Consider the following 14,260-nt stretch of genomic DNA (forward strand, 5'->3'; position numbering starts at 1 on the left):
ATCAATCAGATGACGGTGAAGCAGCTGTCCTTGCCGGAACTGGCGGACGCCTGCGCTCAGTCGGGTGTCGGCCAGGTCGGCCTGTGGCGCGAACCGGTCCAGGCATACGGCGTCGCGGAGACGACGAAACTGATCCGGGACGCGGGCCTGACGGTGACGACCCTGTGCCGGGGCGGCTTCTTCACGGCGATCGACCCGGAGGAGCGGTCCCGTGCCCTGGCCGACAACCGGCGGGCGATCGAGGAGGCGGCCACGCTCGGCACCGACACCCTGGTCCTGGTCTCCGGCGGCCTCCCGCCCGGCAGCAAGGACCTGAGGGCGGCCCGCGAACGCATCGCGGACGCCCTCGCCGACCTCGCGCCCCACGCCGAGGACCACGGCGTCCGCCTGGCCATCGAGCCCCTGCACCCCATGTACGCCGCCGACCGCTGCGTGGTGTCGACGCTGGCCCAGGCCCTGGACCTGGCCGAGCGCTTCCCGGCTGATCAAGTCGGCGTCACGGTGGACACGTACCACATCTGGTGGGACGACCAGGCTCCCGCGCAGATCGCCCGCGCGGGGGAGGGCGGCCGTATCCACACCTTCCAGCTCGCGGACTGGATCACCCCGCTGCCCGAGGGCGTCCTCAACGGCCGCGGTCAGCTCGGCGACGGCGCGATCGACATGCGCGAGTGGCGGGGCCATGTGGAGGCGGCCGGCTACACCGGTCCCATCGAGGTCGAACTCTTCAACGAGGAGCTGTGGGCCCGGGACGGCCGGGAGGTGCTGGCGGAGACGGTGGAGCGGTTCGTGAAACACGTGCACAAAGAATCTTGAGAACGCGTGCAACCCTTCCCGGGCTCTGAGTGTCGTACATGTCATCAGAACCCGGGAGGGGACCCGGGGGGGATTCACGGGGTTCTGATACGGAGGGGAAAGCCGAGGGGGCGGCCCCGGTCGACGGACCGGGGCCGCCCCCTCGAAGTCGTACGGGCCTCGAAGCCGTATACGGGCCTCAGAAGAACACGCCGCACCGCAGCAGCACATTCGCGTACGGCCGTGCCTCACCCGTGCGCACGACCAGCCGTGCGCCCGCCGACAGCTCCTTCAGACGCTCGTGCGGGACCAGGGACAGCCGTGGGAAGTGGCCCTCCAGCAGGGCCCGGTTGCGGCCGCGCAGCTCCACCGCCGCCGTGGCGCCCTCCACCACCAGCTCGGCCAGCAGCCCGTCCAGGACCTCCGCGAACGACGGCACCCCGGCGCGGAACGCCAGGTCCACCACGCGCGGCCCGTCCGGGATCGGCATGCCGGCGTCGCACACCAGCACCCCGTCCCCGTGCCCCAGCTCGGCGAGCGCCCCGGCCAGATGGCGGTTGAGGATCCCCGCCTTCTTCACAGCGCCTCGACCTCCTCCGCCGTCGGATACGACTCCTGCGCGCCCCGCTTGGTCACGGCCGCCGCGCCGACCCGGGCCGCGTAGGCCGCCGCCTCCGGCAGATCCGCACCCGTGCCCAGCTTCCACGCCAGCGCCGCCGTGAACGCGTCCCCGGCACCTGTCGTGTCCACCGCGTCCACCTTCACCGGCGCCACCCGGGTCACCTCCAGGGAGTCGCACACCAGCGCCCCTCCCGCGCCCAGCGTCACCACCACCGAGCGCGGACCCTTGGCCAGCAGTAGCCGCGCCCAGTCCGCCGGGTCCTCGCTCACACAGGCCTCGCCGAGGATCACCCGGGCCTCGTGCTCGTTCACGATCAGCGGGTCGCAGGCCGCGAGCACCTCCGTGGGCAGGGGCCTGGGCGGGGACGGGTTCAGCACGAAACGGCTGTCCGGGGACAGGTTCCGAACGACCTCCACGACCGTCTCCAGCGGGATCTCCAGCTGTGCCGACACCACCCGCGAGGCCAGGAACAGGCTCACCGCGGCCCGGATGTCCGCCGGGGTGAGGCGGGCATTGGCGCCCGGCGACACCACGATGCTGTTGTCCCCCGAGGGGTCCACGGTGATCAGTGCCACGCCCGTGGGCGCTCCGCCCACCAGCACGCCGACCGTGTCGACGCCGGCCGCGCGCAGGGAGTCCAGCAGCAGCCGGCCGTGGCCGTCGTCGCCGACCCGGGCCAGCAGGGCCGTACCCGCGCCGAGCCGGGCGGCGGCGACCGCCTGGTTGGCGCCCTTGCCGCCCGGGTGGACGGCAAGGTCGCCGCCGAGCACCGTCTCGCCGGCGGCGGGCCGCCGCTCGACATCGATCACCAGGTCGGCGTTGGCCGAACCCACGACCAGCAGGTCGTAGTCGTACATCAGTTGACTCCCCTGATTCCCCTGAGAGATGCCCCCAGGCGGGCGGCCGTCACCCATGGTGACCCATGCCGGGTGACCCATGGTGTACGACCGCCCGCCCGCGCCGCCCGTTGTCAGCCGCTGAAACCGGCCACGTTGTCCTTCGTGACCACCTTCACCGGCACCTTCACCGTCGGCTCCACCTTCTTGCCCTGGACCGCCTTCAGCGCGTTGTCCACGGCGATCCTCCCCAACTGGGTGGGCTGCTGGGCGACCGACGCGTACAGCGTGCCGTTCTTCACCGCCGTCAGCCCGTCCGGGGTGCCGTCGAAACCGACGACCTGGACGGACTTCCCGGCCTTGGAGTCGAGCGCCTTGATCGCGCCGAGCGCCATCTCGTCGTTGGCGGCGATGACACCCTGGACGTCGGGGTGGGCCTGGAGCAGGTTCGACATCACGTCGAGGCCCTTGGTGCGGTCGAAGTCGGCCGGCTGCTGGGCCACCACCTGGATGCCGGGGTAGGCCTTCAGACCCTGCGCGAAGCCCTGCGCGCGCTCCCGGGCCGCCGAGGTTCCCGCCTGACCCTGCAGGATCACGATCCTGCCCCTGCCGCCGAGCTTCTCGGCGATGGTCTTCGCGGCCAGCTCACCCCCCGCCACGTTGTCGGAGGCCACCAGCGCGTTCACGGCGGCCTTGTTGACGCCCCGGTCGACGGCGATCACCGGGATCCTCGCCTTGTCGGCGGCCTTGACCGAGTTGCTCGCCGCGTCCGAGTCCACTGGGTTGACGATGATCGCGCCCAGGTTCGAACTGGTGAAGTTCTGCAGCTGGTTGGCCTGCTGGGAGGCGTCGTTCTGGGCGTCGGTCACGGTCAGGTCGACGCCCAGCTTCCTCGCCTCGGCCTGGGCGCCGGCCCGGATCTGCACGAAGAACGGGTTGTTGAGGGTGGACAGCGACAGGCCCATCTTCGGGCTCGTGGCGGACGAGGACCCGCTGTGCAGGAAGGAGGTCGCGCCGACGACAGCGACGGTGACGACGGCCGCGAGGGCGTAGGTCGCCGCCTGCTTGCCCTTCGGCCCGCCCGCGCCGGAGGCGACGGGAGTCGCGCCGGCCTTGCGGCGCACGGTGTCCAGCAGCACCGCCAGCGCGATGACGACACCGATCACGACCTGCTGCCAGAAGGCGGAGACGTTCAGCAGGTTGAGGCCGTTGCGGAGCACCGCCAGGATCAGCGCGCCGATCAGCGTGCCGGACGCCTTGCCGGTGCCGCCCGCGAGCGAGGCACCGCCGATGACGACCGCCGCGATCGCGTCCAGCTCATAGCCGTCGGCGGCCTGCGGCTGCGCCGAGGACAGCCGGGAGGCCAGCACGATGCCGGCGACGGCCGCGAAGATGCCGGACAGCGCGTAGATCGCGAGCTTCTGCTTCTTCACCCGAAGACCGGACAGCCGCGCGGCCTCCTCGTTGCCGCCGATCGCGTACATCGAGCGGCCTATGTACGTCCGCCCCAGCACCAGCGCGGCGATCAGCCCCATGACGACCATGACCAGCACCGGCACCGGCAGCCACCCGCCGAGGGTGTCCCCGAGGTGCGAGACCGAGGCCGGGAAGGCGATGGGGGAGCCCTGCGAGATCACCAGGGCGAGACCACGGCCCACCGACAGCATGGCCAGCGTCGCGATGAACGGCGGCAGCTTGCCGTAGGCGATGAGGAAACCGTTCACCAGACCCGCGACCACGCCCGTGGCGACGGCGAACAGCACCGCGACCGCCACCGGCACACCGTGCTGGGTGGCGCTCCAGGCCAGCACGGTCGCCGACAGCGCGGCCACGGACCCGACGGACAGATCGATGCCCGCCGAGACGATCACGAAGGTCACACCGAAGGCGAGGATGGCCGTCACGGCCGCCTGGACGCCGATGTTGAGCAGGTTGTCGGTCGTCAGGAAGTCCCCGGACAGCGCCGACAGCGCGATGACGAGAACGATCAGCGCGGTGAGCGCGCCGTTGTCGAGGAGCAGCCGGCGCAAGGCCCCCGGGGCGGGGGCGCCACTCGCGCCCGACCGGCTCTTGAGCGTGTCAGTGGCCACGGGTGGCCTCCTTCTGGGTGGTTGGGGTGGCGCCGGCTTCGGTGGCCGGGGTGGAGACGGCGAGTGCCATGACGGCGTCCTGGGTGGCCTCGGCGGCCGCGAGTTCACCGGCGATCCGGCCCTGGGCCATCACCAGCACCCGGTCGCTCATGCCGAGCACCTCCGGCAGATCGCTGGAGATCATGAGCACGGCGGCACCCTGAGCGGTGAGTTCGTTGATGAGCTGGTAGATCTCGACCTTGGCGCCGACGTCGATGCCCCGCGTCGGTTCGTCGAGGATCAGCACCTTGGTGTCGGCCAGCAGCCACTTGCCGATGACGACCTTCTGCTGATTGCCGCCGGACAGGGTCCGCACGTGCTGCCCGAGGCCCGCCATCCGCACGCCCAGCTGCCCGGCGATCCGCTCGGCGGCGACATGCTGCGCCCTGCGGTCGACGAGTCCGGCCCGGGTCGCGGCCCGCATGGTCACCAGCCCGAGGTTCTCCTCGACGGAGGCGTCCAGCACCAGCCCCTGCCCCTTGCGGTCCTCCGGCACGAGCCCGATCCCGGCGGCCATCGCGGCGTTCACGTCATGCCGTTTGAGCGCGGCTCCGGAGACCTTCACCGCCCCGCCGTCGTACGGATCCGCCCCGAACACGGCCCGCACCACCTCGGTACGGCCCGCGCCCACAAGCCCCGCGATCCCGACGACCTCACCGGCGTGCACCTCGAAGCTCACGTCGTGGAAGACACCGTCACGGGTGAGCCCGTCCACACTGAGCAACGCGGCGCCCTTCTCGGGCCGCTGCCGCGGATACTGCTGCTCGATGGACCGCCCGACCATGAGCCGCACGAGCTCGTCCTCGGGGGTCGAGGCGGGCACCTGCCCCACACTCTTGCCGTCCCGGATGACGGTGACCCGGTCACCCAGGGCGGCGATCTCCTCCAGATGATGCGTGATGAAGACGACCCCCACGCCGTCCGCCCGCAACGACCGCACGATGCCGAAGAGCTTCTCGACCTCCTCCGAGGTGAGCACGGCGGTCGGCTCGTCCATGATGAGCACGCGCGCGTCCAGGCTGAGCGCCTTGGCGATCTCGACCATCTGCAGCCGCGCGATGCCGAGTTCACGCACACGCGCGCGTGGCGACACATTCACGCCCACGCGCCGCAGCAGGACCTCGGCGTCGGCCTCCATCCGCTTCCGGTCGATCAGCCCGAACCGACGGGGCTGCCGCCCGAGAAAGATGTTCTCGGCGACGGTCAGATCGGGAACGAGGTTGAACTCCTGGTAGATGGTGGCGATCCCGAGCCGCTCGGCGTTCGGCGCGCCATGGATGCGCACCTCCTGACCGCCGACGCGAATCCGGCCGCTGTCGGGCGTATAGGCCCCGGAGAGCATCTTGATGAGCGTGCTCTTGCCGGCGCCGTTCTCACCGAGCAGCACATGGACCTCGCCCCGGCGCAGATCGAAGTCGACGCCGTCGAGCGCGACCACGCCGGGGAAGGTCTTGCGTATGCCCTCGATGCGCAGCAACTCGTCCGGGTTGCTCACGACGTGCTCCTTTGCACTGGGGAGGGGGACTGCACTGGAGATGGGGCGGGTGGCTCGCCGCACGAGCGGCGCACGACGAGCCGGGCGGTGAGGGCGACGGACGCGGCCGCCCGCCCCTCGATGCGATCGACCAGGGCGCGTACGGCGGCCCGTCCCAGCTCGCCGGTCGGCTGGGCGATCGCGGTGACGGGCGGATCGGTGTGCACGAACCACGGGATGTCGTCGAACGCGGCCAGTGCGAGGTCGTCCGGTACGCGCAGCCCACGCGCGCGTACGGCGTCCAGGGCACCGAGTGCCATGAGGTTGTCGGTGGCGAAGACGACCTCCGGCGGCTCGGGCAGATCCAGGAAGCCCTCGGTGACCCGCCGCCCGCTCTCGGCCTGGAAGTCGCCCTGGCCCGTGTAGGCCTCCGGAAGCGGAAGGCCGTACTCGCCCATCGCCTCCCGGAAGGCCTCGACGCGCTCGCTGCCGGTCGTGGTGGCGGCGGGCCCCGCGATGATCGCGAGGCGCCGGTGCCCGAGCGCGTACAGATGCGCGACCAGATCCCGTATGGCCCTCCGCCCGTCGGCCCGTACGACGGGCACGTCGACCCCCGGGATCCACCGGTCGACGAAGACCATCGGGGTCCCGGCGCGGGCCGCGTCGAGCATGAGCGGAGAGCCGCCGTCGGTGGGCGAGACGAGCAGCCCGTCGATCCGCCGTTCCAGCAGGTTCCGCACGTGGTGGTCCTGCAACTCGGGCTGCTCGTCGGCATTGCCGATGATCACGCTGTACCCGAGCGCACGGGCCTCCTCCTCCACGGAACGGGCCAGCTCGGTGAAGTAGGGATTGAGCACATCGCTGATCACGAGCCCGAGGGTGCGGGTCTGGTCGGTGCGCAGGGACCGGGCGACGGCATTGGGCCGATACCCGAGCGCCTCGACGGCGGCCAGCACGCGCGTGCGTGCGTCGGCGCTGACCGACGGGTGCGCGTTCAGGACGCGCGAGACCGTGGCGACGGAGACCCCTGCCTCGGCTGCGACGTCCTTGATGCTCGCCATCTCCCGGCTCACCTCCTTGTGAGACTCCTGAGATCCGTGCGGTCGTGGAAACGATTACATCCACGCCGTAGGAAGGATTGGAAACGATTACACGGAAAGAGGCAAGAGGTTGAAGGTTGTCCGAAACCTAATCGTGACCGGAGGGTCAGGCGGGGCCGGGACGCCCCAGACCGGCCTTGGCCCGCCGGGTGCGCTCGTCGGCGAGGACTTCCGTACGACCGGCCTGGACGGCGTCGAAGGCCTGCGCGGCGATCGACTCCGGCGTGTTCTTGGGCCCGCTCACATGGGCGGCCATGTCCGTGTCGATGTAACCGCAGTGCACGCCGACGACAAGGACACCGGTGTCCCGCAGCTCCTCCCGGACCCCGTTGGTCATGGCCCAGGCGGCGGCCTTGGAGGCGCTGTACGAGCCCATCGCCGGGTTGGTGAACCAGCTGGCGATGGACAGCACGTTGACGATGGCGCCGGGCGCGTTGCCGACCAACAGCGGCGCGAAGGCGCGGCACATGGCGAGCGTGCCGAAGTAGTTGACCTCCATCTCCGTGCGGGCGGCCGCGAGGTCGGGCGCGGCCAGCAGCGGGCTGTCGGTGAGCACTCCGGCGTTGTTGACGAGCAGGGTCAGGTCGGCACACGTCTCGGCGGCCGCGGCCACCTGGGCGGGATCGGTGACGTCGAGCCGTACCGGAACGACACCGGGCTCCGCGACCTCGCGCGGATCACGGGCCCCACCGTAGACACGCCGCGCCCCCCGCTCGACGAGCATCCGGGCCATCACCCGCCCGAGCCCGCGGTTGGCGCCGGTCACGAGCGCGGTGGCGCCCTCGATCCGCACGATCCCGGTCACGCGGTCACCTCACGCCCCCCGTACCACGCCCGCACAGTGTGTTCATGCGCGCCCGCCGGGCACGTCCCCGATCGCCGTCGTGACGGCAGCCGGCACAGCCGCGACAAGCGCCCGCGCCTCGATCTCGATACTCCTGTCGGCCCGCCCGCTGCCGCAGTGCACACGCCCCAGACCACCGACGGTCTCGTCGAAGACGACCAGCGCGGCCCCGTCCGACGACACCGGGCACACCCCGCCGGGCCGCATCCCCGCCCGCGCCAGCCGACCGGCGCCGGCAGGGGACAGATCGCCGCGGCGTAGCCCGGCGGCCCGCGCCAGGGGGCCGTACCGCAGCCGCGCATGACCGGGCAGCGCGGCCAGCAGCAGCCGGTCCTTCGGGGTGACGAAGGCCAGGGTCTTCACGGTCCGCTCCAGCGGAACGCCCAGGGCGGCGCACACCTCGACGGGCTCCACCACACCGGGATGCTCACACAGCCGGAAGACGGCGCCGAGCGCGGTGAGCACGTCCGGCGGCTCGACGGATACGGGATCACTCACCCGCCCCAGATTACCGCCCGAACAAGGGAGTTGACCGGATCCCAGGACGGGGAACGGCACTGATCGGCAGCTTTGTTCCACGCCCCCCGAAAGCAGGAGGCCGACCTGGGGCTCCGCCAGAGCCCGTTGGCACAAATCCTCCGATCCCGCACGATCCCTGTGGTAGCTTCGGCGGCGCCGTGCACTACTGCGCAACTGAGGAGGTGAGTCCGATCAACACTGTGACGCGTCGGGGCTCCCTCTTCCGCATGGCCTAGGGAGCGCCCGCACAAGGCATCCCGAAAGGCCCGAAACGCTGATGCGCTTCATCTCCCGGACGTCGTCGGACGGCGTCACCGAGCAGTTCTTCACCCTCGACGAGATCCCCGGCGTGCTCTGGACGCCGGAAGACGCCTCCGGCCCCCGCCCCCTGATCCTGCTGGGCCACGGCGGCAGGCAGCACAAGACGGCGCCCAACACCGTGACCCGTGCGCGCCGTTACGCCGCCGAGGGCTTCGCGGTGGTCGCGATCGACGCGCCCAACCACGGCGACCGACCCCAGGACGAGGAGTTCGGCCGCATAGCGGCCCACCTGCGGGCCGGCATGGCCGCGGGCGAGGACCCGGGCGCACTGGTCGCCACCATGCACAGCCACCTGGCCGGCCAGGCGGTCGCGGACTGGCAGGCGGTCCTGACCGCCGTCCAGAGCCTCGACCACGTCGGCGCCGGCCCGGTGGGTTACTGCGGCATGTCGATGGGCTGCGGCCTCGGCATCCCGCTCATCGCGGCAGAGCCCCGGATCCGCGCCGCCGTGCTGGGCCTGCTCGGTGTGCACGGGCTGGCCGAGGACGCCGCGCGGATCACCGTGCCGGTGCAGTTCCTGGTCCAGTGGGACGACCAGATGGTGCCGCGCGACCAGAGCCTGGCGCTGTTCGACGCCTTCGCCTCGCCGGAGAAGACACTGCACGCCAACCCCGGCAAGCACGGAGACGTCCCGTCCTTCGAAGTGGACAACGCCCTGCAGTTCTTCGCCCGGCACCTGAACTGACCGACACCACCACACCCCGGACGCGCCGGCCGGACCGACTCACCTCGTCCCGGCCGGCGCACCCGGCACCCACGCGGCGGCCGACCACGGCCTGACGCGACACCGCTCTTCCACTCCCACCACCACCGACCCGCCCACCCGCTCCTCCCCCCTCGACCCGCAAGCCGCCGACCCACCCGCCACGCCCGCGATGCGCACCCGCGCCCCACAACGGCCACGTGCTCACTCCGTGGCAGACAACTCCGGGCGGCTCACCCCCACCGCCCTGTCACACCCCACCGGTACCGTCGGATCATGGCTCAACAGGCGGGGACCCAGACCGGCGAACGGCGGTTCGCGACGCTGGACGGCGTGCTTGAACGCATCACGTACGCCAATGAGGAGAATGGCTACACGGTCGCCCGGGTCGACACGGGCAGAGGCGGCGGCGACCTCCTCACGGTGGTCGGTGCGCTGCTCGGCGCCCAGGTCGGGGAATCCCTGCGGATGGAGGGCCGCTGGGGCTCGCACCCTCAGTACGGCAAGCAGTTCCATGTGGAGAACTACACGACCGTCCTGCCCGCCACAGTCCAGGGCATCCGGCGCTATCTCGGGTCCGGCCTCGTCAAGGGGATCGGACCGGTCTTCGCCGACCGGATCACCCAGCACTTCGGGCTGGACACGCTCCGGATCATCGAGGAGGAGCCCAAGCGGCTCATCGAGGTCCCCGGCCTCGGCCCCAAGCGCACCAAGAAGATCGCCGACGCCTGGGAGGAGCAGAAGGCGATCAAGGAGGTCATGCTCTTCCTGCAGACGGTCGAGGTCTCCACCTCCATCGCCGTACGGATCTACAAGAAGTACGGCGACTCGTCGATCCGAATCGTCAAGGAACACCCCTACCGCCTGGCCGCCGACGTCTGGGGCATCGGCTTCCTCACCGCCGACAAGATCGCCCAGTCCGTCGGTATCCCGCACGACAGCCCGGAGAGGGTGAAGGCCGGGCTGCAGTACGCCCTGTCCCAGTCCGCCGACCAGGGCCATTGCTTCCTGCCCGAGGAGCGGCTGATCTCCGACGCGGTGAAGCTGCTCGCCGTGGACACCGGGCTTGTCATCGAGTGCCTCGCCGAGCTGGCCGAACCCCCTCAGGACGGCGGCGACCCCGGTGTCGTACGGGACGATCCCGGTGTCGTACGGGAGAAGGTGCCCGGCCCCGACGGCGACGACTCCGAACCCGTCACCGCCGTCTATCTCGTCCCCTTCCACCGCGCCGAACTCTCCCTCTCCTCCCAGCTCCTGCGCCTCCTGCGCACGGACCAGGACCGCATGCCCGGCTTCCAGGGGGTCGACTGGGGCAAAGCCCTCGGCTGGCTGAAAGGCCGTACCGGCGCCGATCTCGCCCCGGAGCAGGAAGCCGCCGTCAAGCTCGCGCTCACCGAGAAGGTCGCGGTGCTCACCGGCGGGCCCGGCTGTGGCAAGTCCTTCACCGTCCGCTCGATCGTGGAGCTGGCCCGCGCCAGGCGCGCCAAGGTGCTGCTCGCCGCCCCCACCGGACGTGCCGCCAAGCGCCTGTCCGAGCTGACCGGTGCCGAGGCCTCCACCGTCCACCGGCTGCTGGAGCTCAAGCCCGGTGGGGATGCCGCCTATGACCGGGACCGGCCGCTCGATGCCGATCTCGTCGTCGTCGACGAGGCGTCCATGCTCGACCTCCTGCTCGCCAACAAGCTGGTCAAGGCCGTGCCGCCCGGCGCCCATCTGCTCTTCGTCGGTGACGTCGACCAGTTGCCCAGCGTCGGCGCCGGGGAGGTGCTGCGCGACCTGCTCGCCGAGGGCGGCCCCATCCCGGCCGTCCGGCTCACCCGGGTCTTCCGGCAGGCCCAGCAGTCCGGTGTCGTCACCAACGCGCACCGGATCAACGCGGGGCAGCATCCGCTCACCGAGGGGATGAAGGACTTCTTCCTCTTCGTGGAGGACGACACGGAGGAGGCCGGCCGGCTCACCGTGGACGTGGCCGCCCGCCGGATTCCGGCCAAGTTCGGGCTCGATCCACGCCGGGATGTGCAGGTGCTCGCGCCGATGCACCGGGGGCCGGCCGGTGCGGGCGTGCTGAACGGCCTGCTCCAGCAGGCCATCACCCCCGGCCGGCCCGACCTGCCCGAGAAGCGGTTCGGCGGCCGGGTCTTCCGGGTCGGCGACAAGGTCACCCAGATTCGCAACAATTACGAGAAAGGGAAGAATGGTGTCTTCAACGGCACCGTGGGTGTCGTCACCTCGCTCGATCCGGTCGACCAGCGGCTCACGGTGCTGACGGACGAGGACGAGGAGGTTCCGTACGAATTCGACGAACTGGACGAACTGGCGCACGCGTACGCGGTCACCATCCACCGTTCGCAGGGAAGTGAATATCCCGCTGTGGTGATTCCCGTCACGACCGGGGCATGGATGATGCTGCAGCGGAACCTGCTGTACACGGCGGTGACACGGGCCAAGCGACTGGTCGTTCTCGTCGGTTCACGCAAGGCGATCGGACAGGCGGTGCGCACGGTGTCCGCGGGACGGCGGTGCACGGCACTGGATTTCCGGCTGCACGGCTCCTGACCTGCCGTTGAGCAGGCGCAGCGACCTGCATCACAAAAAATGATCGATCAAATGAGTCGTGAAGGTCACAGAGCACTTCCAGATGCCGTTCGGAGGGGGCAGGATGAGCAGGTTGGCGGCACTGAGTGCCGCCAATAGGCCCAATGGTCGACCCCGAGTGCACTCTCCTGAGCCAAATGGGGGATGGTAGAGACAGTCAGGGCACCTCGAAGATGAGGCACTACGTCGGTGAGGGAAGACGTGAGCGACAACTCTGTAGTACTGCGGTACGGCGACGGCGAGTACACCTACCCGGTGGTCGACAGCACCGTCGGCGACAAGGGCTTCGACATCGGGAAGCTCCGCGCCCAGACCGGTCTGGTGACTCTGGACAGCGGCTACGGCAACACGGCCGCCTATAAATCCGCGGTCACCTACCTCGACGGCGAGGCGGGCATCCTCCGCTACCGCGGCTACCCCATCGAGCAGCTGGCCGAGCGCTCCACCTTCCTCGAGGTGGCGTACCTGCTGATCAACGGCGAGCTGCCCACCGTCGACGAGCTCTCGACGTTCAAGAACGACATCACGCGGCACACCCTGCTGCACGAGGACGTCAAGAACTTCTACAAGGGCTTCCCGCGCGACGCCCACCCGATGGCCATGCTGTCCTCGGTCGTCTCGGCGCTGTCCACCTTCTACCAGGACAGCCACAACCCGTTCGACGAGAAGCAGCGCGACCTCTCCACGATCCGGCTGCTCGCGAAGCTTCCGACGATCGCGGCGTACGCGTACAAGAAGTCGATCGGCCACCCGTTCGTCTACCCGCGCAACGACCTCGGCTACGTCGAGAACTTCCTGCGTATGACCTTCTCGGTCCCGGCGCAGGAGTTCGAGCTGGACCCGGTCGTCGTCGCCGCGCTGGACAAGCTGCTGATCCTGCACGCCGACCACGAGCAGAACTGCTCGACCTCGACGGTCCGCCTGGTCGGTTCCTCGCAGGCCAACATGTTCGCCTCGATCTCGGCCGGCATCAGCGCGCTGTGGGGCCCGCTGCACGGCGGTGCCAACCAGTCCGTGCTGGAGATGCTGGAGGGCATCCGCGACTCCGGCTCCGACGTCGACACCTTCATCCGCAAGGTGAAGAACAAGGAGGACGGCGTCCGTCTGATGGGCTTCGGCCACCGGGTCTACAAGAACTTCGACCCGCGAGCCAAGATCATCAAGGCCGCCGCGCACGATGTGCTCTCCGCGCTGGGCAAGGAGGACGAGCTCCTCGACATCGCCCTGAAGCTGGAGGAGCACGCGCTGTCCGACGACTACTTCGTCGAGCGCAAGCTGTACCCGAACGTCGACTTCTACACCGGTCTGATCTACCGGGCCATGGGCTTCCCGACCGAGATGTTCACGGTCCTGTTCGCCCTGGGCCGCCTGCCGGGCTGGATCGCCCAGTGGACCGAGATGATCAAGGAGCCGGGCTCCCGCATCGGCCGCCCGCGCCAGATCTACACGGGCGTGGAACTGCGCGACTTCGTGCCGGTCGAGGAGCGCTGACACCTGCCGGTGGGGGCGCCATCCCGGTGGTGCCCCTCGTTGCCGGCTTTCCGCGGCGGCGGTACCGGCCGGCTTCCCGGGCTGCGTGTTCGGCATGGCCGGGGTTCGGTTCGGCTGGTGGGTTCGGTATGGCCGGGGTCCGGTTCGGCCGATGGCTCCGGGGCGGCCGGAGGCCGGGCAGTCGGCGTCCAGGCGCTCGGCGTTCGGGTGGTCGCCCCACGGGGATGCCGTCCAGCTTGGCAGCAGGGCCAAGCGCGCGGTCGGGCTCGACTTCGTGTCGGTCGAGGGGGCGCCGAGTTCGTTTCCTCCGGGCGCCCGGGGCGCGGTGCGCTTCCCGGCGCTTGACGGACTCGTCGCGGAAGAAGTCGTAGAGGCAACCGAAAAATCGTACAGACATGCGAAAAGCAGAAGGCGCCCTGAGACGCCGGTCCCCCCACGGGCCGACGACCAGGGCGCCTTCCCATGTCCCGGTGCGGATTCCCCCCACGGGATCCGGCCGGGCGCTCGGAGAGGACAGCGCCTGAATCGCTGTCTTCGAGCAGAATGAGCAAAACTCGTCCTGCTCCAGTGATGCACTGCGATCTGCCGGGACAACGCACGCTGGGAGGGCCGCTCAAAGCTTCCCGGCGCACGTGCCCCGGCAACGCATCTCTGAGGAAGTCCCCCAAGACATCCCCAGATGCCAGTCAGCGCCCCCCAAGACGCTGTGCTGACATCGCCAACTTAGACCTTCGAACCCCTTCGATGGTTACGTTCGCATCACTGTGATCTGCGTCTCTTGCATATGTCCCTTAGGTGCGCAAGAGCCCCGATACGACGATCGGAGCCCAA

At 70.1% G+C, this 14,260-nt stretch carries 11 protein-coding genes; 4 read left to right on the top strand and 7 right to left on the bottom strand.

Translation table 11 applies throughout. The features are described from left to right. Nucleotides 1–9 precede the first annotated feature (9 nt). Nucleotides 10–816 carry a sugar phosphate isomerase/epimerase family protein gene (locus tag ACWCQS_RS08655; protein WP_451003760.1) on the top strand — a complete coding sequence of 269 codons (807 nt, stop codon included), beginning with the start codon at nucleotides 10–12 and terminating at the stop codon, nucleotides 814–816. Nucleotides 817–994: 178 nt separating this feature from the next. Here the strand turns inward: ACWCQS_RS08655 and rbsD are convergent, their stop codons facing one another. The 7 genes from rbsD to ACWCQS_RS08690 form a co-directional block, all read right to left on the bottom strand. After that, complete coding sequence (gene rbsD / locus ACWCQS_RS08660) at nucleotides 995–1,375, bottom strand: D-ribose pyranase (RefSeq protein WP_451003761.1); 381 nt, start codon at nucleotides 1,373–1,375, stop codon at nucleotides 995–997. Beyond that, entirely contained in the window at nucleotides 1,372–2,274 is a 903-nt protein-coding gene (locus ACWCQS_RS08665; RefSeq protein WP_451003762.1) for a ribokinase, read from the bottom strand. Before ACWCQS_RS08665 ends, rbsD begins: the two co-directional genes overlap by 4 nt. A gap of 113 nt (nucleotides 2,275–2,387) precedes the next feature. Beyond that, nucleotides 2,388–4,343, bottom strand: a complete 1,956-nt coding sequence (locus tag ACWCQS_RS08670; protein ID WP_451003763.1) for an ABC transporter permease/substrate-binding protein — start codon at nucleotides 4,341–4,343, stop codon at nucleotides 2,388–2,390. After that, entirely contained in the window at nucleotides 4,333–5,877 is a 1,545-nt protein-coding gene (locus tag ACWCQS_RS08675; RefSeq protein WP_451003764.1) for a sugar ABC transporter ATP-binding protein, read from the bottom strand. Before ACWCQS_RS08675 ends, ACWCQS_RS08670 begins: the two co-directional genes overlap by 11 nt. Next, nucleotides 5,874–6,917: a LacI family DNA-binding transcriptional regulator gene (locus tag ACWCQS_RS08680; protein WP_451003765.1), complete on the bottom strand. Its 1,044-nt coding sequence runs from the start codon at nucleotides 6,915–6,917 to the stop codon at nucleotides 5,874–5,876. The genes ACWCQS_RS08675 and ACWCQS_RS08680 overlap by 4 nt, the downstream gene beginning before the upstream one ends. Before the next feature lie 145 nt (nucleotides 6,918–7,062). Further along, nucleotides 7,063–7,752: an SDR family oxidoreductase gene (locus tag ACWCQS_RS08685; protein WP_451003921.1), complete on the bottom strand. Its 690-nt coding sequence runs from the start codon at nucleotides 7,750–7,752 to the stop codon at nucleotides 7,063–7,065. A gap of 51 nt (nucleotides 7,753–7,803) precedes the next feature. Beyond that, nucleotides 7,804–8,298, bottom strand: coding sequence for a YbaK/EbsC family protein (locus tag ACWCQS_RS08690; RefSeq protein ID WP_451003766.1), 495 nt, complete (start codon nucleotides 8,296–8,298; stop codon nucleotides 7,804–7,806). Between the two features lie 298 nt (nucleotides 8,299–8,596). Between ACWCQS_RS08690 and ACWCQS_RS08695 the strand changes: the two genes are divergently transcribed. The 3 genes from ACWCQS_RS08695 to ACWCQS_RS08705 all read left to right on the top strand — a co-directional run bounded on the left by ACWCQS_RS08695 (nucleotide 8,597) and on the right by ACWCQS_RS08705 (nucleotide 13,429). Further along, a complete protein-coding gene (locus tag ACWCQS_RS08695; RefSeq protein ID WP_451003767.1) occupies nucleotides 8,597–9,325 on the top strand; it encodes a dienelactone hydrolase family protein in 729 nt (242 codons plus the stop codon). A gap of 294 nt (nucleotides 9,326–9,619) precedes the next feature. After that, entirely contained in the window at nucleotides 9,620–11,899 is a 2,280-nt protein-coding gene (gene recD2, locus ACWCQS_RS08700; RefSeq protein WP_451003768.1) for an SF1B family DNA helicase RecD2, read from the top strand. A gap of 240 nt (nucleotides 11,900–12,139) precedes the next feature. Further along, on the top strand, nucleotides 12,140–13,429 hold the full coding sequence (locus ACWCQS_RS08705) for a citrate synthase (RefSeq protein WP_208900767.1): 1,290 nt from the start codon (nucleotides 12,140–12,142) through the stop codon (nucleotides 13,427–13,429). The last annotated feature ends 831 nt before the right edge of the window (nucleotides 13,430–14,260 follow it).

The sequence above is a fragment of the Streptomyces sp. NPDC002076 genome, from assembly GCF_053593835.1.